Genomic DNA, 22,144 nt, shown 5'->3' with positions numbered 1-22,144 from the left:
AGCCGCGCGACGGGGTGGGGGACGCGATGGCAAGGCCGCTTTCGGTTGCGATCGTCGGTGCCGGCATGGGCGGGCTCGCGACGGCCGCGGCGCTTCGGCGCGTCGGTATCGATGTGATGGTCTACGAGCAGGCCTCCCAGTTCGCCCGCATCGGCGCCGGCATCCAGATCGGCTGCAACGCAATGAAGGTGCTGCGCGCGCTGGGGCTGGAGGCGCGGATGCGCGAGCACTCGTTCTATCCACGCTCCTGGAACAACCGCGACTGGAAGAGCGGCGACATCAAGTTCGACATGATCTTCGGCGAGAGCGCGGAAGAGAAGTTCGGCGCGCCCTATCTGCTCGCCCATCGCGGTGATCTCCACGCTGCGCTGGCGAGCGTGGTGCCGAACGAATTTGTGCGGCTCAGTCACAAGCTCGTCGGTCTCGACCAGACCGGCGGTGGTGTCTGGCTGACCTTTGCCGATGGTACGCGTGCCATCGCCGATGCCGTGGTCGGCGCGGACGGCGTCCATTCGACGGTCCGCGATCTCCTGTTCGACACCGCGCCGGCCAAATTCACCGGCCGCGTCGCCTATCGCACCACCTATCCCGCCGCGCTGCTCGGCGGCGCAGGGATCGACGACTGCACCAAATGGTGGGGCGAGGACCGCCACATCGTGATCTATTACGTCAAGCCTGATCGCAGCGAGGTCTATCTCGTCACCAGCCAGCCCGAGCCGGACTTTCGCATCGAGTCCTGGTCGGCGAGGGGCGACGTGCGCGACCTGCGCGCATCATTCGAAGGCTTTCATCCGCAGGTCACTCGGGTGCTCTCCGCCTGTCCCGACGTGCACAAATGGGCGATCATGGACCGTGACGCGCTGGAGCACTGGGCCGACGGCAAGGTGACGTTGCTCGGCGATGCCTGCCATCCGATGACGCCCTACATGGCGCAAGGTGCGGCGATGGCAATCGAGGACGCCGCCGTGCTGTCGCGCTGCCTCGACGGTGTCGGCCGCGACGGCGTCGCCAATGCGTTCCGCCGCTTCGAGGCTACCCGCAAGGTGCGCACGACGCGGGTGCAGGAGACCTCGCGCGCCAACATCTGGCTCAAGGAGAGGACCGATACGAGCTGGGTTTACGGCTACGACCCCTGGGAAGTGCCGCTGGCGGCTTGAACCGTCTGCTCGCGCTTGCGCCGACGCTTCTTGTCAGGAGGCCGCATCCAGCGCGGCCAGCCGCTCTGCTTCGGCGATGTCCTCGACCGTGTTGGCGTTGAAGAACGGATCGAGCGGCTCGGCCGGCCACGTTACCGTCGCCAGCGGATAGCGCGCGGTCCAGCGGTCGATCTTGCGGAGGTCTTCGACGACCAGCGCGTGACGCAGCTCGTCGCGCAAGGCGACGCGCCACAGACCTATCACCGGATGTGATTGATCGCCTGATGCGGCGACCGCGAGCTGGGCGTTCTCGCGCTCCCGCGCCTCGTGCAACTGCGCCACGAGATCGCGCGGCAGGAACGGGCAGTCGCCTGCGGCGCTCAGCACCCATTCGATGTCAGGCCGGTTCGCCGCCGTCCAGTCGAGCGCGGCAAGGATGCCGGCGAGGGGCCCGGGGAAGCCGGGTACGTCATCGGCGACAACGGGCAGACCGAACGCCGCGAAGCGTGCGGGATCGCCATTCGCGTTGAGGATCAATCCGCTGCATTGCGGCGTCAATCGCGCGATCACGCGCTCAAGGATGGTGCGGCCGCCGATGGTCCGCATCGGCTTGTCGCCGCCGCCCATGCGCCGTGCGAGGCCGCCTGCGAGCAGCACGCCCTGCGTTGCCGGAAAGTCAGTCGTCACCACCTTCACCCTTGCGTTTGTGCTTCGTCGATTCCTCCTCGACGTAAGCAAGGTTCTGGTCGTAGACGATCCGCTCTTCGCCCGCGAGCGCGATGAAGCGCTTACCGCGCGTGCGGCCGACCAGCGTCAGTCCGACCTGGCGGGCAAGATCGACGCCCCAGGCGGTGAAGCCGGAGCGCGACACCAGGATCGGAATGCCCATGCGCACGGTCTTGATGACCATTTCCGAGGTCAGCCGTCCCGTGGTGTAGAGGATCTTGTCGGAGGCATCGACGCCGTGGCGGTACATCCAGCCCGCGATCTTGTCGACCGCGTTGTGACGGCCGACGTCCTCGGTGTAGCAGAGCGGCTCGCCCTCCTTGCACAGCACGCAGCCATGGATCGCGCCGGCCTCCAGATAAAGCGAGGGCATGGTGTTGATGGTCTGCGTCATCTGGTAGAGCCAGGAGGTGCGCAGCTCGGCCTTCGGCAACGCGACGCTCTCGACCGCCTCTAACAGGTCGCCGAACGCGGTGCCCTGCGCGCAGCCCGAGGTCTGGGTGCGCTTCTTCAGCTTGGCTTCGAAATTGGTGTGATGCCCGGTGCGCACCACCACCACCTGGAGGTCGTCGTCGTATTCGACCTCAGTGACCTCGTCATTATATTTCAGCATGTTCTGGTTGAGCAGATAGCCCAGCGCCAGATATTCCGGGTAGTCGCCGATCGTCATCATGGTGACGATCTCCTGCGAATTCAGGTAGAGCGTCAGCGGCCGTTCCATCGGCACCTTGATCTCGACCTTGGCGCCGGTCTGGTCGGTGCCGGTCACGCGCTCCGTCAGGCGCGGGTCGTCAGGGTTCGGAACGATCAGGGGCACCGGGGCTTTGTCGATCTTCATCATGGCCGCGACGTTAGCATGACATTCGGGTCAAGCCGATATAAGCATGCCGTGGAGACAACGAAATGCCTCCGTTCGTCATTGCGAGCGAAGCGAAGCAATCCAGAACTATATCCGCGGTGGCAGTCTGGATTGCTTCGCTGCGCTCGCAATGACGGGGAGAGGCCAGGGGTTCCATCGGCTGACGAGCCGTTGGCGGAGATCGAACGGACATGAAAGTCATCGGCCTTGCGGGCTGGAGCGGTGCGGGCAAGACCACGCTGTTGACGCGGCTGATCCCGCATTTCAACGCGCAAGGCCTGCGCGTCTCCGTCATCAAGCATGCCCATCACCAGTTCGACGTCGACGTGCCCGGCAAGGATTCCTGGCGCCACCGCGAGGCCGGCGCGGCCGAGGTGCTGGTTGCGTCGTCGAACCGCTGGGCCCTGATGCATGAATTGCGCGGCGCCGAGGAACCGCGGCTGCCGGAGCTCCTGGGCAAGCTGTCGGCCGTCGATCTCGTCGTGGTCGAAGGCTTCAAGCGCGAGCCGCACCGCAAGATCGAGGTGCATCGCGCCGGCAACGGCAAGCCGCTGCTGTTTCCCGATGATCCCGGGATTGTCGGGATTGCGACCGACATTGCCATTGAAACCCGCCTGCCGACCGTCCATCTCGATGATATCGAGGCTGCCGCGGCGTTGCTGCTGCGTGCGGCGATGCCGGTCGAGGAAGCGGTGGCAAAAAGCGCCGCGATACGCTGACGAGGCACCATGGCGCAACTGTCGGACGATTGCTTTGCCTTCGGCGGACCGATGATGTCGGTCGACGAGGCCGTTGGTCTGATCACCACGCGCGTTAATGCGATCGCCGATATCGAGACCGTGGCACTCGTTGACGCCGATGGGCGCGTGCTCGCGCGCGATATCGCGGCGCCCCTGCCGCTGCCGCCCTTCACCAACTCCGCCGTCGACGGTTACGCCGTGCGCAACGCCGACCTTCCGGAAGGCGCGGAACGGGCATTCCCGCTCGACGGCCGCATCCAGGCCGGCGGTCTTGCGCAGGCGCCGATCAAGGCAGGCCACACTGCGCGCATCTTCACGGGCGCGCCGATGCCGCCTGACGCGGAGACCGTCTTCATGCAGGAAGACGTCCGCCTCGATGAGGCCGGCAGAATCGTGCTGCCGCCGGGGCTGAAGCCCGGCGCAAATGTCCGCCCGGCGGGCGAGGACATTCCGCAAGGGCACGTCGCGCTGCGGGTCGGCCAGCGGCTGCGGCCGCAGCATGTCGCGCTTGCTGCAGCATTCGGCCTGACCCAGCTCGACGTCGTCAGGCGCATCCGCGTCGCCGTGTTCTCGACCGGTGACGAGCTGGCTTCGCCCGGCGAGCCGCGCGCGGCCTCACAGCTGTTCGATTCCAACCGCTTCATGCTGATGGCGATGCTGCGCCGGCTCGGCTGCGAGGTCTCCGACCTCGGAATCTTGCGCGACGAACGCAGTGCGCTCGCGGATGGATTGAAGCAGGTTGCGGGCAGCCACGATCTGATCCTCACCACCGGCGGCGTCTCGACCGGCGAGGAGGACCACGTCAAGGCGGCGGTCGAGAGCATCGGCTCGCTGGTGCTGTGGCGGATGGCCATCAAGCCCGGCCGTCCCGTGGCGATGGGCATCATCGGCGGCACGCCGCTGATCGGCCTGCCCGGCAATCCCGTCGCCAGTTTCGTCACCTTCGTCCACGTGGTGCGGCCGACGGTGCTGGCGCTTGCGGGCAGTCTGCCGGAGCCGCTGTTGCCGATTCCGGTGCGCGCTGCGTTCACTTACAAGAAGAAGATCGGCCGCCGCGAATATGTTCGCAGCTCGTTGCGACGCGGAGAGGACGGTGCGTTGGAAGCGGTCAAGTTTCCGCGCGAAGGCGCAGGCCTGCTGTCGTCGCTGGTCGAGACCGATGGCCTCATCGAACTCGGCGACGATATCACGCGCGTCGAGCCGGGCCAGAGCGTGGGTTTCCTGCCCTATGCGGATTTGCTCTGAACCTCGCGTTGACGCCATCGCCTCACCCCGCCATGTTGCGCCCATGACCAGAACCACGCTCGATCTCACCGGGTTGAAATGCCCGCTACCTGCCCTGAAGACGCGCAAGGCGCTCAAACCGTTACAGCCGGGCGATCAGCTCGAGGTGCACTGCACCGACCCATTGTCGGTGATTGACATTCCGAACCTGATCCGCGAGACGGGCGACACGGTGGAGATCACCGAGCGCAACGAGGCGCGCATCGTGTTCTTGATAGAAAAGGTCAATGGATCGATAGAGAAAACCAATGGTGCGCTGCGTTCGTAGTGCACGGTCACTCTACTGATACCTACCTTTTGTCTATCGACATCAATCGTGGCTTCTGCCCCAATTGACAACCTCCGTGCAGGCGCGGAGGTTGAGTCTTGTCTGCGATACGCGGATGAACGGGCCAAGCTCACGAAGCCTGCACGGTGTATCGGCATAGAGCCCCGCTCGAGGGGTTAACGACTCGGATGCGCGTGACGATCCTGGCGCGCGTCAATGATTGTGCGGAGCAGCAGGGACCGTGGCTGCGCCGCAAGGGCTGAGGACCAGGATTGCAGCGGCAGGCTTGCTCAGAAGGGCAACTGCAGGGGAGGACTACATGGCAACAATCGAGAGCGCTGGAACACTTTCGGGTGCCGGCGCAGGTTTTCTGGATCGCGAGCGAACCATCGCGACCGCCGGCTTCAATCGCTGGCTGGTGCCGCCGGCTGCGCTGTGCATCCATCTCTGCATCGGCATGGCCTACGGCTTCTCGGTGTTCTGGCTGCCGCTGTCGCGCGCGATCGGGGTGACCGCGCCGAAGGCGTGCGCAGACATGTCGCTGTTTCAGGAGCTGTTCACGACCAGCTGCGACTGGAAGGTCGCCAGCATGGGCTGGATGTACACGCTCTTTTTTGTGCTGCTCGGTATCGCGGCCGCGGTCTGGGGCGGCTGGCTGGAGCGCGTCGGTCCGCGCAAGGCCGGCTTCGTCTCGGCGCTGTGCTGGTGCGGCGGCCTCTTCCTCGGTGCGATCGGGGTCTACACCCATCAGCTCTGGCTGTTGTGGCTGGGCTCGGGCGTGATCGGCGGTATCGGTCTCGGCCTTGGCTATATCTCGCCGGTGTCGACGCTGGTGAAGTGGTTTCCGGACCGCCGCGGCATGGCGACCGGCATGGCCATCATGGGCTTCGGCGGCGGCGCCATGATCGGCGCGCCACTGGCGAACCTGTTGATGAACTACTTCAAGACCCCGACTTCGGTCGGCGTCTGGGAGACCTTCGTCGCGATGGGCGTCATCTACTTCGTGTTCATGATGATCGGCGCGTTCCGCTATCGCTTGCCGCCGCCCGGCTGGCAGCCCGAGGGCTGGACCCCGCCGTCCAAGGCCAACGCGATGATCTCGAAGAGCAACGTCCATCTCAACGACGCGCACAAGACGCCGCAGTTCTGGCTGATCTGGTGGGTGCTGTGCCTGAACGTGTCGGCCGGCATCGGCGTGATCGGCATGGCCTCGCCGATGCTCCAGGAGATCTTCGCCGGCAAGCTGATCGGCCTGCCCGAAGTCGGCTTCAACGCGCTCGACGCCGGGCAGAAGGCGCAGATCGCCGCGATCGCCGCGGGCTTCGCCGGATTGCTGTCGCTGTTCAACATCGGCGGCCGCTTCTTCTGGGCATCGCTGTCGGACAAGATCGGGCGCAAGAACACCTATTACACGTTCTTCATCCTCGGCATCGTGCTCTACGCGCTGGCGCCGACGTTTGCGGCGATGGGCTCGAAGCTCCTGTTCGTGCTCGGCTTCGGCATCATCCTGTCGATGTATGGCGGCGGGTTCGCCACCGTGCCGGCCTACCTTGCCGACATGTTCGGGACCCAGTTCGTCGGCGCCATCCACGGCCGGCTGCTGACGGCGTGGTCCACCGCGGGCATCATCGGCCCCGTCGTGGTGAACTACATCCGCGAGTTCCAGCTCGCGGCGGGCGTGCCGCGCGATCAGCTCTACAACACGACCATGTACATCCTGTGCGCGATGCTGATCGCGGGCCTGATCTGCAACTACCTGATCAAGCCGGTCGATTCGAAGTGGCACATGAAGGACGCCGACGTCGCCAAGCTGCAAGCGGCGAGCGCCAGCGCCGCTGCCGCGGGGCCGCACGGCTCCTACGGCATCGGATTCGGCGGGCTTGACGTCAAGGCGGCGCTGTTCTGGGCCTTCGTCGGCGTGCCCCTGCTTTGGGGTGTCTGGAAGACGCTGGAGAGCGCGGTCAAGATCTTCTGATCGCCGTCGAGACTGCCGCGGGATGCTGATCATCGGCGTCCCGCGGCGTTCGCCTTTTAGACATCATCAAGAGTCGGACTTAATCAAGAGTGGGACTTAGGGGGATTGAAATGCTTCGCACCCGAATTTGCCTTGTGGCCGTGTTGCTTGTCGCTGGCCTTCATGCCGCATCCGCGCAGACGACGCCGCCGGCGGCGCCTGCCGCAACGACCGAAGCCAAGCCGGGCAAGATCAAGCTCACCATGCAGAAGCTGAAGGACATGAAGGCGAAGTGGGCGGCCAACAAGCCGAAGCTCAAAGCCTGCCGCGCCGACGTGAAGTCCAAGGGCCTCGCTGGCGACGACCGCTGGTTCTACATCGAAGAGTGCATGAGCAAGACGTGAGGCCGCGCCACAAATCGGGTCGATGAAGGGGCATGGAGCCGGGCGGCTGCATGCCCCTTAAATGCTTATCGGAACGCATGAATTCTCTTGGCATCTGGTATGCCACAGGCTAGAGTTGGACTCGTTCTAAAGAAGAGATACGAGACGCATCGATGAGTCACGACGTGCACGAGGTCCGCTCGTTCGAACACCCGGGCGAGGGACGGAAGCGAGCCAAGGCCACGCCCAAGGGGCGGCAGGTCGATCCCACCGCCGCGCACGAGATCGAGCAGCTGCTCGGCGACAGGCCGCGGCGGCGCGACCTCCTGATCGAATATCTGCACCTGATCCAGGACAAATATCACCAGATCTCGGCCGCTCATCTCGCCGCGCTTGCCGACGAGATGAAGCTCGCCTTCGCCGAGGTGTTCGAGACCGCGACCTTCTACGCGCATTTCGACGTGGTGAAGGAAGGCGAGCCCGATATCGCGCCGCTGACGATCCGCGTCTGCGATTCACTGACCTGCGCAATGCTCGGCGGCGACAAGCTGCTCGCCGACCTGCAGAGCACATCGGGTCCGGGCATCCGCGTCGTCCGCGCGCCCTGCGTCGGCCGCTGCGATACCGCGCCGGCGGCTGAAGTCGGTCACAACTTCGTCGATCACGCGACCGTGGCTAATGTGATGGCGGCCGCGAAGGCCGGCGATACCCACGCGCATCTGCCTGAATACGTTGACTACGACGCCTATGTCGCCGGCGGCGGCTACAAGCTGCTCAATCGCGTGCGCTCGGGCGAATTGCCGAAGGACGATCTGCTGAAGGCGCTCGACGACGCCTCGCTGCGCGGCCTCGGCGGCGCCGGCTTCCCCACGGGCCGGAAATGGCGCGCGGTGCTGGGCGAACCCGGCCCGCGGCTGATGGCGATCAATGGCGACGAGGGCGAACCTGGCACGTTCAAGGACCGCGTCTATCTCGAAAGCGATCCGCATCGCTTCATCGAAGGCATGCTGCTCGGCGCGCATGTCGTGCAGGCCTCCGACGTCTACATCTATCTGCGCGACGAATATCCGGCATCGCGCGAGATCCTCGAGCGCGAGATCGCAAAGCTTCCTCCGGGCGGTCCGACGCTGCACATGCGCCGCGGCGCCGGCGCCTATATCTGTGGCGAGGAATCCTCGCTGCTCGAAAGCATCGAGGGCAAGCGCGGGCTGCCCCGGCACAAGCCGCCTTATCCGTTTCAGGTCGGCCTGTTCGGCCTGCCGACGCTGATCAACAACATCGAGACGCTGTGGTGGGTGCGCGACATCGTCGAGAAGGGCGCGGATTGGTGGAAGGGCAACGGCCGCCATGAGCGTCACGGCCTGCGCAGCTTCTCGGTCTCGGGCCGCGTCAAGAACCCCGGCATGAAGCTGGCACCCGCCGGCATCACCGTGCGCGAATTGATCGACGAATATTGCGGCGGCATGGCCGACGGGCACCAGTTCTACGCGTACCTGCCGGGCGGCGCGTCGGGCGGCATCCTGCCGGCGTCCATGGACGACATCCCGCTCGATTTTGGCACGCTGGAGAAATACGGCTGCTTCATCGGCTCGGCCGCGATCGTGATCCTGTCGCAAAAGGACAGCGTGCGCGCGGCCGCGCTGAACCTGATGAAGTTCTTCGAGGACGAGAGCTGCGGCCAGTGCACGCCGTGCCGTGTCGGAACCCAGAAGGCGGCGCAGCTGATGCAGAAGCCCGTCTGGAACCGCGCACTTCTGGAAGAATTGAGCCAGGCGATGCGTGATGCCTCGATCTGCGGGCTCGGACAGGCGGCATCGAATCCGCTGTCTACCGTGATCAAATATTTCCCTGACGAGTTCAAGGAAGCGGCCGAATGACCAAAATTACGTTCGAGCTCGACGGCAAGCAGGTCGAGGCCAAACCCGGCGAGACGATCTGGCAAGTTGCAAAACGCCAGGGCCGCGAGATTCCGCATCTGTGCTATTCGCCGGCGCCCGACTACCGCCCCGACGGCAATTGCCGCGCTTGCATGGTCGAGATCGAGGGCGAGCGCGTGCTCGCCGCCTCCTGCAAGCGCACACCGTCGGTCGGCATGAAGGTGAAGACCGAATCCGCGCGTGCGGTGTCCGCGCAGAAGATGGTGATGGAGCTGCTCGTCGCCGACCAGCCGGCGCGCGAGACCTCGCACGATCCGGATTCGAAGTTCTGGCATTGGGCCGAGACCACAGGCGTCACCGAGAGCCGCTTCCCCGCCGCCGAGCGCTGGGCGACCGACGCCAGCCATCCGGCGATGCGTGTCAACCTCGATGCCTGCATCCAGTGCGGCCTCTGCGTGCGTGCCTGCCGCGAGGTCCAGGTCAACGACGTCATCGGTATGGCGTATCGCAGCCATGGCTCGAAGATCGTGTTCGACTTCGACGATCCCATGGGCGAGTCCACCTGCGTCGCCTGCGGCGAATGTGTGCAGGCCTGCCCGACCGGCGCGCTGATGCCGGCCGTCATGCTCGACGAGAAGCAGACCCGTGTCGTCTACGCCGACAAGAAGGTGGATTCGCTCTGCCCGTTCTGCGGCGTCGGCTGCCAGGTGACCTACGAGGTCAAGGACGAGAAGGTGATCTACGCGGAAGGCCGCGACGGGCCCGCCAATCACAATCGTCTCTGCGTCAAGGGCCGCTTCGGCTTCGACTATATCCACCATCCGCATCGTCTGACCAAGCCGCTGGTGCGGCTGCCGAATGCGAAGAAGGATTCCAACGACCAGGTCGACCCCGCTAATCCCTTCACGCATTTCCGCGAAGCGAGCTGGGAAGAAGCGCTCGACATCGCGGCCAAGGGCCTCGTCAGGATCCGCGATGAGAAGGGCGTGAAGGCGCTGGCCGGCTTCGGCTCGGCCAAGGGCTCGAATGAAGAGGCCTATCTGTTCCAGAAGCTGGTGCGCACCGGTTTTGGCTCGAACAATGTCGATCATTGCACGCGGCTCTGCCACGCCTCGTCGGTGGCGGCGCTGTTCGAAGGCCTGAGCTCGGGCGCGGTGTCGGCGCCGTTCTCGGCTGCGATGGATGCCGAAGTCATCATCGTGATCGGCGCCAATCCGACCGTGAACCATCCGGTCGCCGCGACCTTCATCAAGAACGCGGTCAAGCAGAATGGCGCCAAGCTGTTCGTGATGGATCCGCGCCGGCAGACGCTGTCGCGCCACGCGACCAAGCATCTGCAATTCAAGCCGGGCTCCGACGTCGCCATGCTGAATGCGATGATCAACACGATCATCACCGAGGGCCTGACCGACGACCAGTATATCGCCGGCTACACCGAAGGTTTTGAGGACCTCAAGGAGAAGATCAAGGAGTTCACGCCGGAGAAGATGGAGGCGATCTGCGGCATCCCGGCGCAAACGCTGCGTGAGGTTGCGCGCACCTATGCGCGGGCAAAGTCGTCGATCATCTTCTGGGGCATGGGCATCAGCCAGCATGTCCACGGCACCGACAATGCGCGCTGCCTGATCGCGCTGGCGCTGATCACCGGCCAGGTCGGCCGTCCCGGCACCGGCCTGCATCCGCTGCGCGGCCAGAACAACGTGCAGGGCGCCTCCGACGCCGGCCTGATCCCGATGTTCCTGCCGGATTATCAGCCGGTCAGCCGCGACGATCTGCGCGGCAATTTCGAAAAACTGTGGCAGCAGGATCTCGATCCCGTCCGCGGTTTGACCGTGGTCGAGATCATGAACGCGATCCATGCCGGCGAGATCACGGGCATGTATATCGAGGGCGAGAATCCCGCGATGTCCGATCCCGATCTCCAGCATGCGCGCCAGGCGCTGGCCATGCTCGATCATCTCGTCGTGCAGGATCTCTTCGTCACCGAGACCGCGTTCCATGCCGACGTCATCCTGCCGGCCTCGGCCTTTGCCGAAAAGGACGGCTCGTTCACCAACACCGATCGCCGCGTGCAGCTCGCGCGCCAGGTGATCAAGCCGCCGGGCGATGCGCGGCAGGATCTCTGGATCATCCAGGAGATCGGCAAGCGGATGGGCCTGCCCTGGAATTATTCCGGCCCCGGCGACGTCTACACCGAGATGGCGGAGTTGATGCCCTCGCTCAAGAACATCAGCTGGGAGCGGCTGGTGCGCGAAGGTGCCGTGACCTATCCGGCCGATGATCCGAACAAGCCCGGCAACGAGATTATCTTCACCACGGGCTTCCCGACCGCGAGCGGCCGCGGCAAGATCGTGCCGGCCAAGGTCATCCCGCCGGATGAGCTGCCCGACACCGAATATCCGATGGTGCTCTCGACCGGTCGCGTGCTCGAGCACTGGCACACAGGCTCGATGACCCGCCGCGCGCAGGTGCTCGACCAGATCGAGCCGGAGGCGGTCGCGTTCATGTCGCCGAAGGACATGCACCGGAAGAAGCTCGCGCCCGGCGATTTCATCCGGCTGGAGACCCGCCGCGGTGCGGTCGAGGTCAAGGTCCGCTCCGATCGCGACGTGCCGGAGAACATGGTGTTCATGCCGTTCTGCTACGCGGAGGCGGCGGCCAACCTGTTGACCAACCCGGCGCTTGATCCCTTCGGCAAGATCCCGGAGTTCAAGTTCTGCGCGGCCAGGGCCGAGCGCGCGGAGATGCGGGACGCGGCGGAGTAATTTCGCCAGGACGACGGCTGTGGCGGGCATCCGCGCCCACACCGTCATTGCGAGCGTAGCGAAGCAATCCAGACTACCTCCGCGGTAAGATTCTGGATTGCTTCGTCGCTTCGCGCCTCGCAATGACGGTGGTAAACGTGACCCATGTCCAAAGTCACCCCAGCCACGCGCGCGCTTGCAGCCGCCGACGTTGCCTTCACCGTGCACACCTACGACTACGATCCCGACGCCGAGAGCATCGGCCTGCAGGCCGCCGCTGCGCTTGGTGAGGACCCCGCGCGCGTGCTGAAGACGCTGATGGCGCTGGTGGACGGCAAGCCGATCTGCGTCGTCGTCCCGTCCGACCAGGAAGTCTCCATGAAAAAGCTCGCCGCTGCCGCGAGCGGCAAGTCGGCGCAGATGATGAAGCCGCCGGAGGCCGAGCGCGTCACCGGCTACAAGGTCGGTGGCATCAGCCCGTTCGGGCAGCGCAAGCCGGTGCGCACCGTGATCGAGCAGAGCGCGCTCGCACATGATCAGGTCTATCTCAACGGCGGCCAGCGCGGCTTGCAGGTTCGGCTGAAGCCGGGCGATGTGCGCGATGTCCTCAAAGCGGTCGTCGCGGATGTGCTCGCGTGAGCGCCGCGCGTTACTGCTTCTGCAGCAGTTTGAGCCGGCAGCGCAACGCCTCGCGGATATGCGCCCGCGCAAGCTGCTCGGCCTTGTCGCCGTCGCGTGCGGCGATGGCGTCGATGATGGCCTGGTGCTCGCCGTGGCTGGTCGAGGGACGGCCCGTCACCGTGAAGGTGGTCGGGCCCAGCAGCGCGATCCAGTCCTGCAATTCGCGCGAGGCGTTGTCGAGATAGCGGTTGCGCGCCGCGCGGCAGATGGCTTCGTGGAAGGCGCGGTTGAGCCGCGCCATCTCGGCAGCGTCTGACGCCGACGCCTCGACAAAGGCCTGCTCGATATCCCTGAGCGCGTGGACTTCGGGAGTGGAGGTGTGCTCGGCGGCCAGGCGCGCTGCAGCACCTTCCATGATCTCCCGCATGGCGTAGAGCTCGAGCACCTCGGAAATATCGAGGTCGCGCACGATCAGTCCGCGGCCGCCGGCGGGCTCGACGAAGCCGCGGGCCGCGAGACGGCCAAGCGCCTCACGGACCGGCGTGCGGCTGACCTTGAGCCGCTGCGCGACCTCTTCCTCGCGCAGCCGGTCTCCGGCACGGTAACTGCCGGCCTGGAGCGCCTCGCACAGCGAGCGGAACACGGCTTCGCCCAGTGCCACGCCGCCGCCGCGTGTGATCGATCCGCCTGACTTTGCCACGCGCCTGGCCATCTTCCCTCACGGCGCATCCTGCCCATGCAGAGATGGCACTTGCCGCGCCGATGTATATCTTTGTATACAAACGTACGCAATGGCTGCCGTGGGTCGATCGGGGTCCTCGGCGGCAGAATGTCTCTAACTTCGTCGCATCGGGCAGACGGGATGAGCAGCAAATACGACGTGCTGGTGATCGGCGGCGGCAATGCGGCACTGTGCGCGGCGATCTCGGCGCGCCGCGGCGGTGCCTCGGTGCTGGTGCTGGAGGGCGCGCCAAAATTCTATCGCGGCGGCAACACCCGCCACACCCGCAACATGCGCTGCGCCCATGATGCGGCGACTGAGATCCTGACCGGTCCCTACACCGAAGAGGAATTCTGGCAAGATCTGCTGCTGGTGACGGGCGGCCAGACCGACGAGGTGCTCGCCCGGCACATGATCCGGGAGTCCAAGGATATCCTGAACTGGATCGTGGAGCAGGGCGTGCGCTGGCAACCCTCGCTCGGCGGCACGCTGAGCCTCGGCCGTACCAACTCCTTCTTTCTCGGCGGCGGCCGCGCGATGCTGAACGCGCTCTATCTGACCGCCGAGCGGCTCGGCGTCGATGTCGAGTACGACGCCGAGGTCACCGATCTCGTGATCGAGGACGGCATGTTCCTCGCCGCGCGCCTCAAGCGGCCGATCAAGGGCGAGACCGAGATCCGCGCGACGTCGCTGGTCGCCGCTGCCGGCGGGTTCGAGGCCAACATCGAATGGCTGAAGCAATATTGGGGCGAAGCCGCGGACAATTTCCTGATCCGCGGCACGCCCTATAATCGCGGATCGATCCTGAAGATGCTGCTCGACAAGGGCGTGCAGGAGGTCGGCGATCCCACCCAGTGCCATGCGGTCGCAATCGACGCCCGTGCGCCGAAATTCGACGGCGGCATCATCACCCGCCACGACTCCGTCGTGTTCGGCATCGTCGTCAACAAGCATGCCCAGCGATTCTACGACGAGGGTGAGGACATCTGGCCGAAGCGCTATGCGATCTGGGGCCGGCTGGTCGCGGCGCAGCCCGACCAGATCGCCTACATCATCTTCGATTCCACCGTCGTCACCAGCTTCATGCCGACGCTGTTCCCGCCGATCGCCGGGCAGACCGTCGCCGTGCTGGCCGGCAAGCTCGAGCTCGATCCGGCTGCGCTGGAGAAGACCGTCACCGAGTTCAACGCGGCCGTGCGGCCCGGCACCTTCGATCACACCATTCTGGACGACTGCGTGACTGAAGGTATCACGCCGCCGAAGACGCATTGGGCACGCAAAATCGAGACCCCGCCTTATCTCGCCTATCCGGTGCGGCCCGGCATCACCTTCACCTATCTCGGCACGCGCGTGAACAAGGAGGCGCGGATGCTGATGGCTGACGGCAAGCCGTCCGCCAACATGTTCGCGGCCGGCGAGATCATGGCCGGCAACGTGCTCGGCAAGGGCTATGCGGCCGGCATGGGCATGACCATCGGCAGCGTGTTCGGGCGGATCGCGGGACGGGAAGCGGCGAAACATGCACGGAACTAGAATTCTGGACGAAGCCGACCGTCTGATGACGGTCTGTAATTCCTGCCGCTACTGCGAGGGTCTTTGCGCGGTATTTCCCGCCATGGAGATGCGGCGCGCCTTCTCCGACGGAGATCTCAACTATCTCGCAAACCTCTGCCATTCCTGCGGCGCCTGCTACGTCGACTGTCAGTTCTCGCCGCCGCACGAGTTCAACGTCAACGTTCCGAAGACGCTTGCGGTTGCGCGCGCCGAGTCCTATGCGGCCTATGCCTGGCCGCAGGCGCTGTCCGGTGCCTTCGCCCGCAACGGGCTCGTCATCAGCGTCATCGCCGCGCTCAGCATGGCCGCCTTTATCCTCGGCTTTGCGGCCCTCAACGGCCACAGCGTGTTGTTCGGTGTGCACACCGGCCCTGGTGCCTTCTACAAGCTGATGCCGCACAACGCGATGGCCGCATTGTTCAGCGCCGCCTTCCTCTACGCGATCCTCGCGCTGGTGATGAGCGTGCGTGCCTTCTGGCGCGACATCGGAGCTCCCATTGGCGGTCGCGCCGACGGCGGCTCGATCTTCCAGGCTGTCCGCGATGCCGGCGAGCTGCGCTATCTCCACGGTGGCGGCGTCGGCTGCTACAACGAGGACGACAAGCCGACCGACCGGCGCAAGCTTTTCCATCACCTGACGTTCTACGGTTTTCTGCTATGCTTCGCCGCGACGTCGGTGGCGACGCTCTATCACTACCTCTGGAGCCGCGAGGCGCCGTATCCGTGGTGGGATCTGCCCGTGGTGCTGGGGACACTCGGCGGCATCGGTCTCATCGTCGGTCCGATCGGCCTGTTCGTCGCGAAAACGCGGCGTGCACCGGAACTGCTCGACGAGCAGCGCTACGGCATGGACGTCGGCTTCATCGCCATGCTGTTTCTGACCGGCTTCACCGGCATGGCGCTGCTTGTCCTGCGCGAGACCGCTGCCATGGGACCGCTATTGGCCCTGCATCTCGGCGCGGTGTTCGCGCTGTTCATCACCATGCCCTATGGCAAGTTCGTGCACGGCATCTATCGCTTGGTGGCGCTGGTGCGTTATGCGCAGGAGCGGCGCAGCGAAGCCGGCTCTTGAGAGGCATGCGCGGCTGACGTATTTCTGGGCCGTTCGCGCACAGCGCGAATCGCTTAGGGAGCCCGCGCTCATGTACATGTTTCTGCCTTTCCTGCTGGCGCTCGCGGGCTGCGCGAGTGCCTGGCGTTCGCGCGCGGGACTAAGCTATGCGCTCTGGAGCGCAACAGTCGTGGTCACGGTCGCATGGTTCTTCCACCACGCGACCGATCCACTCAAATTCTCGTTCTGACGGTGTCGAGATGGGCACTGCAGAGATGAGCGAGCAACGGCCGGTCGGCGCGATCCTGAACATGCTTGGGCTGCTCGGGATCTCGTTGATCCTGACGGTGGCGTTCACCTATCAGCTTGCGCTCGGCGAGCTGCCCTGTCCGCTTTGCCTGTTGCAAAGGGCCGGGTTCATCGCGGTCGGCATGGGGTTCCTGTTCAACATGCGCCTCGGTGAACGCGGGTCTCACTACGCGATGATCCTCGTTTCCAGCCTCGTCACCGGCTTCATCTCGATGCGGCAGGTGTCACTGCATCTTGCGCCCGGCGATCCTGGATACGGCTCGGCACTGTTCGGGCTGCACTTCTATACCTGGGCGCTGATCGCGGCGATCGGGATCGTGTGTTATGTCGCGCTCGTCTTCATCCTGAAGGATGTGACCGGCAAGCGAGACGGGGACGCGCCTTTGAACGGTGCGGCATCGAACACGGTCTTCGCGATCTTTGCGTTGCTGGTCGCCGCCAATCTCTTGTCCACCGTGCTGGAGTGCGGCGCGGGGCAGTGCGACGACAACCCGGTTCGCTATCTCCTGCTCAAGTGATCGGATTGAAGCGGCCGTCGTGCAGGAACGCGATCGTCTGCTCGATCGCGACGGCATTTCGTGGAAGTCCGGTGTGCGATGCCTTGACGACGATGTGGTCGGCCATGTCGGCCAGCTTCGCGCTTGCGACTGAAACCCGTCCGTCATTGGGCCGCGGCAGGACAAAGGCCGAGGCGATCGGCGCGATGGTGCGGCATCCCGCGATGACGCCGATCGCATAATCGGGAGGCGGCAGGGCGGCGAGCACAGGGGGCTGGGCTGTCGAAAGCTGCGAGCCGGCTGGACCGAAAACAGCGCGGTAGAGCGAGAGGTCCTTCAGGAGATCGGCGACTTCGCTGCCGCCGTTGGGCGTGCCCAGCATCACGACGCGGCCGAGCCGCACCGGACGATATCTCGCGATGTAAACCCGGGCGAGCAGCCCGCCCATGGAATGGGCGACGAAGTGGATCGCGCCGTCGCATTGCTTTGCAAACGCGGCGACCGGCGCGTGGATGTCTTCCGCAAGCTCCTCGAGCGGCTTCTTGCGGCTGGGGTAGTCGAGATTGAGCGTGGCGAAGCCGTGACGCTGCAACGCCCGATCCAGCCTCTTCAGCGTCCAGGCACCGACGCCGATGCCGTGAAGCAGGACCACGCCGTCGCACCGGGCTTCCGCCGGAGCGACGGCCGTGGACTTGTCGTCTTTACGCAACCTCGCGCTCCGGCGAGGACGCCTGCTCACGGGCCATCGTCGTTGCCGTGACATAGTCGGTCTTGCCGGTGCCGAGCAACGGCACCTTGTCGACCACCATGATCGCCGCGGGCACGGTCAGCTCGGACGCGCCGATCGCCTTGGCCTGGCCCTGCATCGCACTGCGCTCGGCGGTCTTCTCCGTCGTCAGCAGCACGATGCGCTCGCCCTTGCGCTGGTCGGGGATCGACACGGCGACCGAGGCGGCTTGCGGCCACAGCGTCGTCGCGATGCTCTCGACCGCCGACAGCGAGACCATTTCGCCCGCGATCTTGGCGAAGCGCTTGGCGCGGCCCTTGATGGTGATGAAGCCGGCCGCGTCGATCGCCACGATGTCGCCGGTGTCGTGCCAGCCCTCGGCGAGCGGTTCGAGCACGCCGGGATTTTCGGCCCTGAGGTAACCGAGCATCACGTTCGGTCCGCGCACCGAGAGGCGTCCGCCTTCCTCGATGCCGGGGACCGGATCGAGGCGGCTTTCCATCAGCGGTGACAGGCGGCCGACGGTGCCGGGACGGTTGGCCATCGGCGTGTTCATCGCCAGCACCGGCGCGGTCTCGGTGACGCCGTAGCCTTCCAGGATGCGGATGCCGTAGCGTTCCATGAACACCTGACGTGTGCGATCCTTCACCGCCTCCGCGCCGGCGATCACCAGGCGCAGCGTGCGGAAGTCGTAGGCGTGCGCCGAACGGGCGTAGCCGGTGAGGAAGGTGTCGGTGCCGAACAGGATCGTGGCGCCGGTCTGGTAGATCAGCTCCGGCACGATGCGGTAGTGCAGCGGCGAGGGGTACATGTAGATCGGAATGCCGGCGAGCAGGGGCATCATCATTCCGCCGGTCAGCCCGAACGAGTGGAACACCGGCAGCACGTTGAACACCTTGTCATTGGCGTTGGCATCGACCCGGGCCAGCGCCTGCGCCGCATTCGCAAGGATGTTGCGATGGGACAGCACCACGCCCTTGGGCGTGCCTTCCGAGCCCGACGTGAACAGCACGACAGCCGAATCGTCGGCCTGGCGGGCGACGCGCGGCGCAGTGCCTGCGAGCAGGCCCTTGATCTTGTCGGCCGTACCGATCGAAGCGCGGACGTCCTCGAGATAGACGACGCGCGCCTCTGCGGAGACCGCGGCCATCAGCTTGTCGAGCTTGCCCTTCTCGATGAAGGCCTTTGACGTGAGCACGGTTTTGACCTGCGCGGCCTTCATGGCGGCGAGGACGTTGACCGGGCCGGCCGAGAAGTTGAGCATCGCCGGGACCCGGCCGATGTTTTGCAGCGCCATGAAGACGACGGCGACACCCGCGGAATTCGGCAGCAACACACCGACATTCTCGCCGGCCGTGGTGCCGGCCTCGAGCTTGCGGCTCAAGACCTGCGCGCCGAGGATCAGCTTGCGATAGGTCAGCTTGGTGCCGAGCGCGTCCTCGATGATCACCTTGCCGGTATCGCGGTCGCGATAGGCATGTCCGAGTGCTTCGAACAGGGTGTGGTCGAGCATGGCGTTCTTGACCATGGCGTCGATCATCACGTCCTGGAGCGCGGCGCCCGCGGCATTGCGGCGTGCCTTGCCCTTCAGCGCCGGATCGACCGGAAGCTTGACCGGCGGCAGGATCGTGACCGTCACCCGCGGAAACCAGGAGCGCTTGATCTGGCTGCCGTTGAGATAGCTGAGATGCGACCGCTGCGCGCCCTCGATGCGAATGGGCACGACCACCGCGTCGGCCTTGTCCGCGATCATCGCGGTGCCGTCATAGACCTTCATCAGCGAGCCGGAGACGGTGATGCGTCCCTCAGGGAAAATGACCACCGGCTCGCCGGCGGCGACGAGCTTGATCAGGTCGCGCGCGGCCAGCGGCTTGGTCGGGTCCATGGTGTAGTGCTTGACGACGCGCAGGAACGGCTTGGCCCACCAGGCCTTGGAGATGCCGGTATCGACCGCGAAGCTCGCATCGATCGGCAGCACGGCGTGCAGCAGCGGGCCGTCGATCAGGCTGACATGGTTGGGCGCGATCAGCATGCGCGTGCCCGGAGGCGGCAGGTTCTCGAGCCCGCGAACCTCGGTGCGGAACAGCGCGCGGAACAGCAGCCCGCCGAAATCGCGGACGCCTTCCTTGCCCCACTTGGTCAGCACGAACCACACTGCGCCGAAGCTGGCGACGCCGAGGCCGAAGAAGATCCAGCCGACATGCAATCCGCCCGCCTGCAACAGCGCGACGAACAGCGAGCCTGCTACCATGAAGGCGGCTTGCAGCACGTTGCCGGCGGCGATGATGCGGGCGCGCTCGGACGGTGCCGACCAGGCTTGCACGGCAGCGAAGGAGGGAACGACGAACAGGCCGCCGCCGAACGCGAAGGCGACGAAGTCGATCAGCATGCGCAGCCCGGCGAACGAGGTCGCGAAGTCGACCGCAGCGATGTCCTGGCCCCTGGTGGTCACGCCGATGGCCCAGGCGAGATCGAGACCGGCAAAGCCCATGATGATGGCGCCGATCGGCACCAGCGCGAGGTTCGGGCGGACATGGCTCAGGCTGGCGGCGAACAGCGAGCCGATGGCGATGCCGATCGCGAAGGTCGCGAGGCACAGCGTCACCACGCCTTCGGTGCCACCGACGACGTCCTTGACCAGCGCAGGCAGCAGCGACAGCACGATGGCGCCGACCAGCCAGAACCACGAGACGATCACGGTGCCGTCCCACAGCCGCTTGTCCGCGTAGAGCGTCTTCAACAGGCCGACCGTCGAGGTCCAGGGATTGGCGTTGACGGGCAGGTCGGGGGCGGATGGCGTCGTCTGCGGAATGCGGGAGGCGAAGGCCCAGGACAGCAGGGCCAGCACGACCACGGCCGATGCAACCCAGCCCATATGCGCGGAGCCGGCCACGAACTGGCCGCCGGCGACGGTGCCGAGCAGGATGGCCATGAAAGTCGCGCCTTCGACCAGCGCGTTGCCGGTTGCGAGCTCACCGAGCTCGAGCTGGTCCGGCAGCATGGCGTATTTCACGGGGCCGAACAGGGCGGCGATGGTGCCGAACAGCGCGAGCGCCGTGAACAGCAGCGGCACCGAGTGCAGGAAGAAGCCGGCGGCGGCAAAGGCCGCAGCAAAGATCTCCGCGAATTTGAGCCGCCGCGCGACGACGGATTTGACGTATTTGTCGGCGAGCTGGCCGCCGAGCCCCGACAGGATGAAATAGGGGAAGATGAAGACGGCGCCTGCGACCGTCACCAGCGCGTCGCCGTGACCGGTCGCGGCACTGTAAAGCAGGATGATGACGAGTGCGTTCTTGAGCACGTTGTCATTGAGCGCCGAGAAAAATTGCGCCCAGAACAGCGGCGCGAAGCGGCGTGACGACATCAATTCCCTGATCATGACAAGTCCTGTTTTGGGAAGGCAGCCTGAGATTGTTAGGTTGTCGGTGAGGCGTCACGACCGGAAGCTTACGGGACGAACGATGGCTGGATGACGACGGTCGCCGGCCTGCTCTGTCCCCTCGACCCTTCCGATCCTGTTGGTCTCCAAATGGTCTCGTTAGGTTCGCAAATATCTGGTCGCAGCCGTGGTTCGGACGGACCGGCCGCGCTGTCCCGGATACCGCGCCGGGCGATGAGGAAATGTTGAACCGCATCGCCAAAGGCCGCGACATCGGCTGCGAATGTCGGGACATGGTAAGTCCTTCCTTGCAACCGGGTCTTGCATTCGAGCCGACCGGAACGTCCCGGGTGCGCCCGCCTCACGTGAGATGAGCGAGGTGGCGAAAGGGCGAGAGGCGGCCGAGCAGGCTGAACCGGCGGCCCGCGTGACGGGCACGGGCGCGGCTCGCCCGCCACATCCGGAAGGTCGCGCGGCGCTCGGTGAGCACGCCGGCAATGTCGCAGGCATTTGCGATGCGATCGATCGGCGCCATCGCGAACCGCAGCAGGGTGCGGCCAAGGCCGGTCACGAGAGCCGCGGCGTCGTCGACGAAGGTGGAGGCGATATCAACAGCGAGGGTTTGCATTTTGCAGATCTCCGGGTTAATTTGAACAATGTTCACATGAGTAGCTTGAAAATGAACAATGTTCAAGAAGAATCGCCACGCGACCAGAAAAAAAATCGGCGGAGGCTCCAGATCCTGGAGATCGCCCGCGGCATCATTTCAGCTAAGGGACTGAGATCATTGAAAGTTCGTGACGTTGCGGAGGCCGCCGGTTGCTCGGTGGGCAGCGTCTATAACGAGTTCGGCGACTTCGACGGGGTGATCCTGACGGTGAACCGGGAGACCGTTCAGGCGCTGACGGTACGGCTCGCCGAGGTTCCGGCCGAGGACCCCGTTCGCCAGCTCTACGGGTTTGCCGAGACTTATCTCGAATTCTTCGCCGAGCACGCAAACCTGCTGCGCTCGCTGTTCGAGCATCGGATGGAGGACGATCGTCCTTATCCCGACGACATCCTTCAGATGGTGATGGACGCTTTCGCGCTGATGCATCCAGCCCTGGTGCGGCTGCTACCGGCTGCGGACGACGTGAGGATCGCGCTGCTGTCGCGCACGCTGTTTTCCGCCGTGCATGGAATCATCTCGCTCGGCCTGGAGGAGCGCATGGTGGCGGTGCCGCCCCAGATGCTGCGCCAGCAGGTCGAGCAATTCCTCGATACGCATCTTGCCGGCCTCGGGATCGTGCCGGTCGGCGCGCGGTCGTCTTGAGG

19 protein-coding genes are annotated in these 22,144 nt (G+C 65.2%); 14 read left to right on the top strand and 5 right to left on the bottom strand.

The genetic code is table 11. The features are described from left to right. Positions 1 to 26: 26 nt before the first annotated feature. Positions 27 to 1,157, top strand: coding sequence for an FAD-dependent monooxygenase (locus AB7G19_RS34395; protein ID WP_085402201.1), 1,131 nt, complete (start codon positions 27 to 29; stop codon positions 1,155 to 1,157). Positions 1,158 to 1,190: 33 nt separating this feature from the next. Here the strand turns inward: AB7G19_RS34395 and mobA are convergent, their stop codons facing one another. Together mobA and fdhD are read right to left on the bottom strand one after the other, a co-directional pair. Next, positions 1,191 to 1,826 (bottom strand): molybdenum cofactor guanylyltransferase MobA, encoded by a 636-nt coding sequence (gene mobA / locus AB7G19_RS34390; RefSeq protein WP_085402200.1) that lies wholly within the window; start codon positions 1,824 to 1,826, stop codon positions 1,191 to 1,193. Beyond that, the gene (gene fdhD, locus AB7G19_RS34385; protein ID WP_085402175.1) at positions 1,813 to 2,703 is read right to left on the bottom strand and encodes a formate dehydrogenase accessory sulfurtransferase FdhD; all 891 of its coding nucleotides are present in this window, start codon (positions 2,701 to 2,703) and stop codon (positions 1,813 to 1,815) included. The genes mobA and fdhD overlap by 14 nt, the downstream gene beginning before the upstream one ends. A 209-nt stretch (positions 2,704 to 2,912) precedes the next feature. Here fdhD and mobB point away from each other — a divergent pair, with 209 nt between their 5' ends. The 8 genes from mobB to ybaK all read left to right on the top strand — a co-directional run bounded on the left by mobB (position 2,913) and on the right by ybaK (position 12,610). Beyond that, complete coding sequence (mobB, locus tag AB7G19_RS34380) at positions 2,913 to 3,440, top strand: molybdopterin-guanine dinucleotide biosynthesis protein B (protein WP_085402174.1); 528 nt, start codon at positions 2,913 to 2,915, stop codon at positions 3,438 to 3,440. Positions 3,441 to 3,449: 9 nt separating this feature from the next. Continuing rightward, on the top strand, positions 3,450 to 4,706 hold the full coding sequence (locus AB7G19_RS34375; RefSeq protein WP_085402173.1) for a molybdopterin molybdotransferase MoeA: 1,257 nt from the start codon (positions 3,450 to 3,452) through the stop codon (positions 4,704 to 4,706). Positions 4,707 to 4,749: 43 nt separating this feature from the next. Then, entirely contained in the window at positions 4,750 to 5,013 is a 264-nt protein-coding gene (locus AB7G19_RS34370) for a sulfurtransferase TusA family protein (protein WP_085402172.1), read from the top strand. 319 nt (positions 5,014 to 5,332) lie between these two features. Then, positions 5,333 to 6,988, top strand: a complete 1,656-nt coding sequence (locus tag AB7G19_RS34365) for an OFA family MFS transporter (RefSeq protein WP_085402171.1) — start codon at positions 5,333 to 5,335, stop codon at positions 6,986 to 6,988. Between the two features lie 110 nt (positions 6,989 to 7,098). Next, positions 7,099 to 7,371 carry a hypothetical protein gene (locus AB7G19_RS34360; protein WP_063985265.1) on the top strand — a complete coding sequence of 91 codons (273 nt, stop codon included), beginning with the start codon at positions 7,099 to 7,101 and terminating at the stop codon, positions 7,369 to 7,371. Between the two features lie 152 nt (positions 7,372 to 7,523). After that, entirely contained in the window at positions 7,524 to 9,227 is a 1,704-nt protein-coding gene (locus tag AB7G19_RS34355; RefSeq protein WP_085402170.1) for an NADH-ubiquinone oxidoreductase-F iron-sulfur binding region domain-containing protein, read from the top strand. Beyond that, complete coding sequence (fdhF, locus tag AB7G19_RS34350) at positions 9,224 to 11,992, top strand: formate dehydrogenase subunit alpha (RefSeq protein WP_085402169.1); 2,769 nt, start codon at positions 9,224 to 9,226, stop codon at positions 11,990 to 11,992. Before AB7G19_RS34355 ends, fdhF begins: the two co-directional genes overlap by 4 nt. A gap of 144 nt (positions 11,993 to 12,136) precedes the next feature. Next, positions 12,137 to 12,610 carry a Cys-tRNA(Pro) deacylase gene (gene ybaK, locus AB7G19_RS34345; protein ID WP_085402168.1) on the top strand — a complete coding sequence of 158 codons (474 nt, stop codon included), beginning with the start codon at positions 12,137 to 12,139 and terminating at the stop codon, positions 12,608 to 12,610. Positions 12,611 to 12,620: 10 nt separating this feature from the next. On the opposite strand, the gene AB7G19_RS34340 is transcribed toward ybaK, so the two are convergent. Further along, the gene (locus AB7G19_RS34340) at positions 12,621 to 13,304 is read right to left on the bottom strand and encodes a GntR family transcriptional regulator (protein ID WP_085402167.1); all 684 of its coding nucleotides are present in this window, start codon (positions 13,302 to 13,304) and stop codon (positions 12,621 to 12,623) included. Positions 13,305 to 13,454: 150 nt separating this feature from the next. Between AB7G19_RS34340 and tcuA the strand changes: the two genes are divergently transcribed. The 4 genes from tcuA to AB7G19_RS34320 all read left to right on the top strand — a co-directional run bounded on the left by tcuA (position 13,455) and on the right by AB7G19_RS34320 (position 16,745). Further along, positions 13,455 to 14,846 (top strand): FAD-dependent tricarballylate dehydrogenase TcuA, encoded by a 1,392-nt coding sequence (tcuA, locus tag AB7G19_RS34335; RefSeq protein WP_085402166.1) that lies wholly within the window; start codon positions 13,455 to 13,457, stop codon positions 14,844 to 14,846. Beyond that, a complete protein-coding gene (gene tcuB, locus AB7G19_RS34330) occupies positions 14,833 to 15,939 on the top strand; it encodes a tricarballylate utilization 4Fe-4S protein TcuB (RefSeq protein ID WP_085402165.1) in 1,107 nt (368 codons plus the stop codon). The genes tcuA and tcuB overlap by 14 nt, the downstream gene beginning before the upstream one ends. Positions 15,940 to 16,009: 70 nt before the next feature. Then, complete coding sequence (locus AB7G19_RS34325; protein WP_201266196.1) at positions 16,010 to 16,168, top strand: DUF5993 family protein; 159 nt, start codon at positions 16,010 to 16,012, stop codon at positions 16,166 to 16,168. A 25-nt stretch (positions 16,169 to 16,193) separates the two neighbouring features. After that, the gene (locus AB7G19_RS34320) at positions 16,194 to 16,745 is read left to right on the top strand and encodes a disulfide bond formation protein B (protein ID WP_354079026.1); all 552 of its coding nucleotides are present in this window, start codon (positions 16,194 to 16,196) and stop codon (positions 16,743 to 16,745) included. Here AB7G19_RS34320 and AB7G19_RS34315 read toward each other — a convergent pair. Next, a complete protein-coding gene (locus AB7G19_RS34315) occupies positions 16,738 to 17,433 on the bottom strand; it encodes an esterase/lipase family protein (protein ID WP_085402164.1) in 696 nt (231 codons plus the stop codon). The genes AB7G19_RS34320 and AB7G19_RS34315 overlap by 8 nt on opposite strands. After that, positions 17,426 to 20,830 (bottom strand): acyl-[ACP]--phospholipid O-acyltransferase, encoded by a 3,405-nt coding sequence (locus AB7G19_RS34310; protein WP_354079024.1) that lies wholly within the window; start codon positions 20,828 to 20,830, stop codon positions 17,426 to 17,428. Before AB7G19_RS34310 ends, AB7G19_RS34315 begins: the two co-directional genes overlap by 8 nt. A gap of 679 nt (positions 20,831 to 21,509) precedes the next feature. On the opposite strand from AB7G19_RS34310, the gene AB7G19_RS34305 reads away from it, so the two are divergent. Continuing rightward, the gene (locus AB7G19_RS34305; protein WP_085402161.1) at positions 21,510 to 22,142 is read left to right on the top strand and encodes a TetR/AcrR family transcriptional regulator; all 633 of its coding nucleotides are present in this window, start codon (positions 21,510 to 21,512) and stop codon (positions 22,140 to 22,142) included. Positions 22,143 to 22,144 lie beyond the last annotated feature (2 nt).

This window comes from Bradyrhizobium sp. 215_C5_N1_1 (genome assembly GCF_052075935.1).
Classification (GTDB): domain Bacteria; phylum Pseudomonadota; class Alphaproteobacteria; order Rhizobiales; family Xanthobacteraceae; genus Bradyrhizobium; species Bradyrhizobium barranii.
The sequence above is the reverse complement of the archived record's forward strand: the minus strand, read 5'-3'. Positions and strand labels throughout refer to the sequence as shown.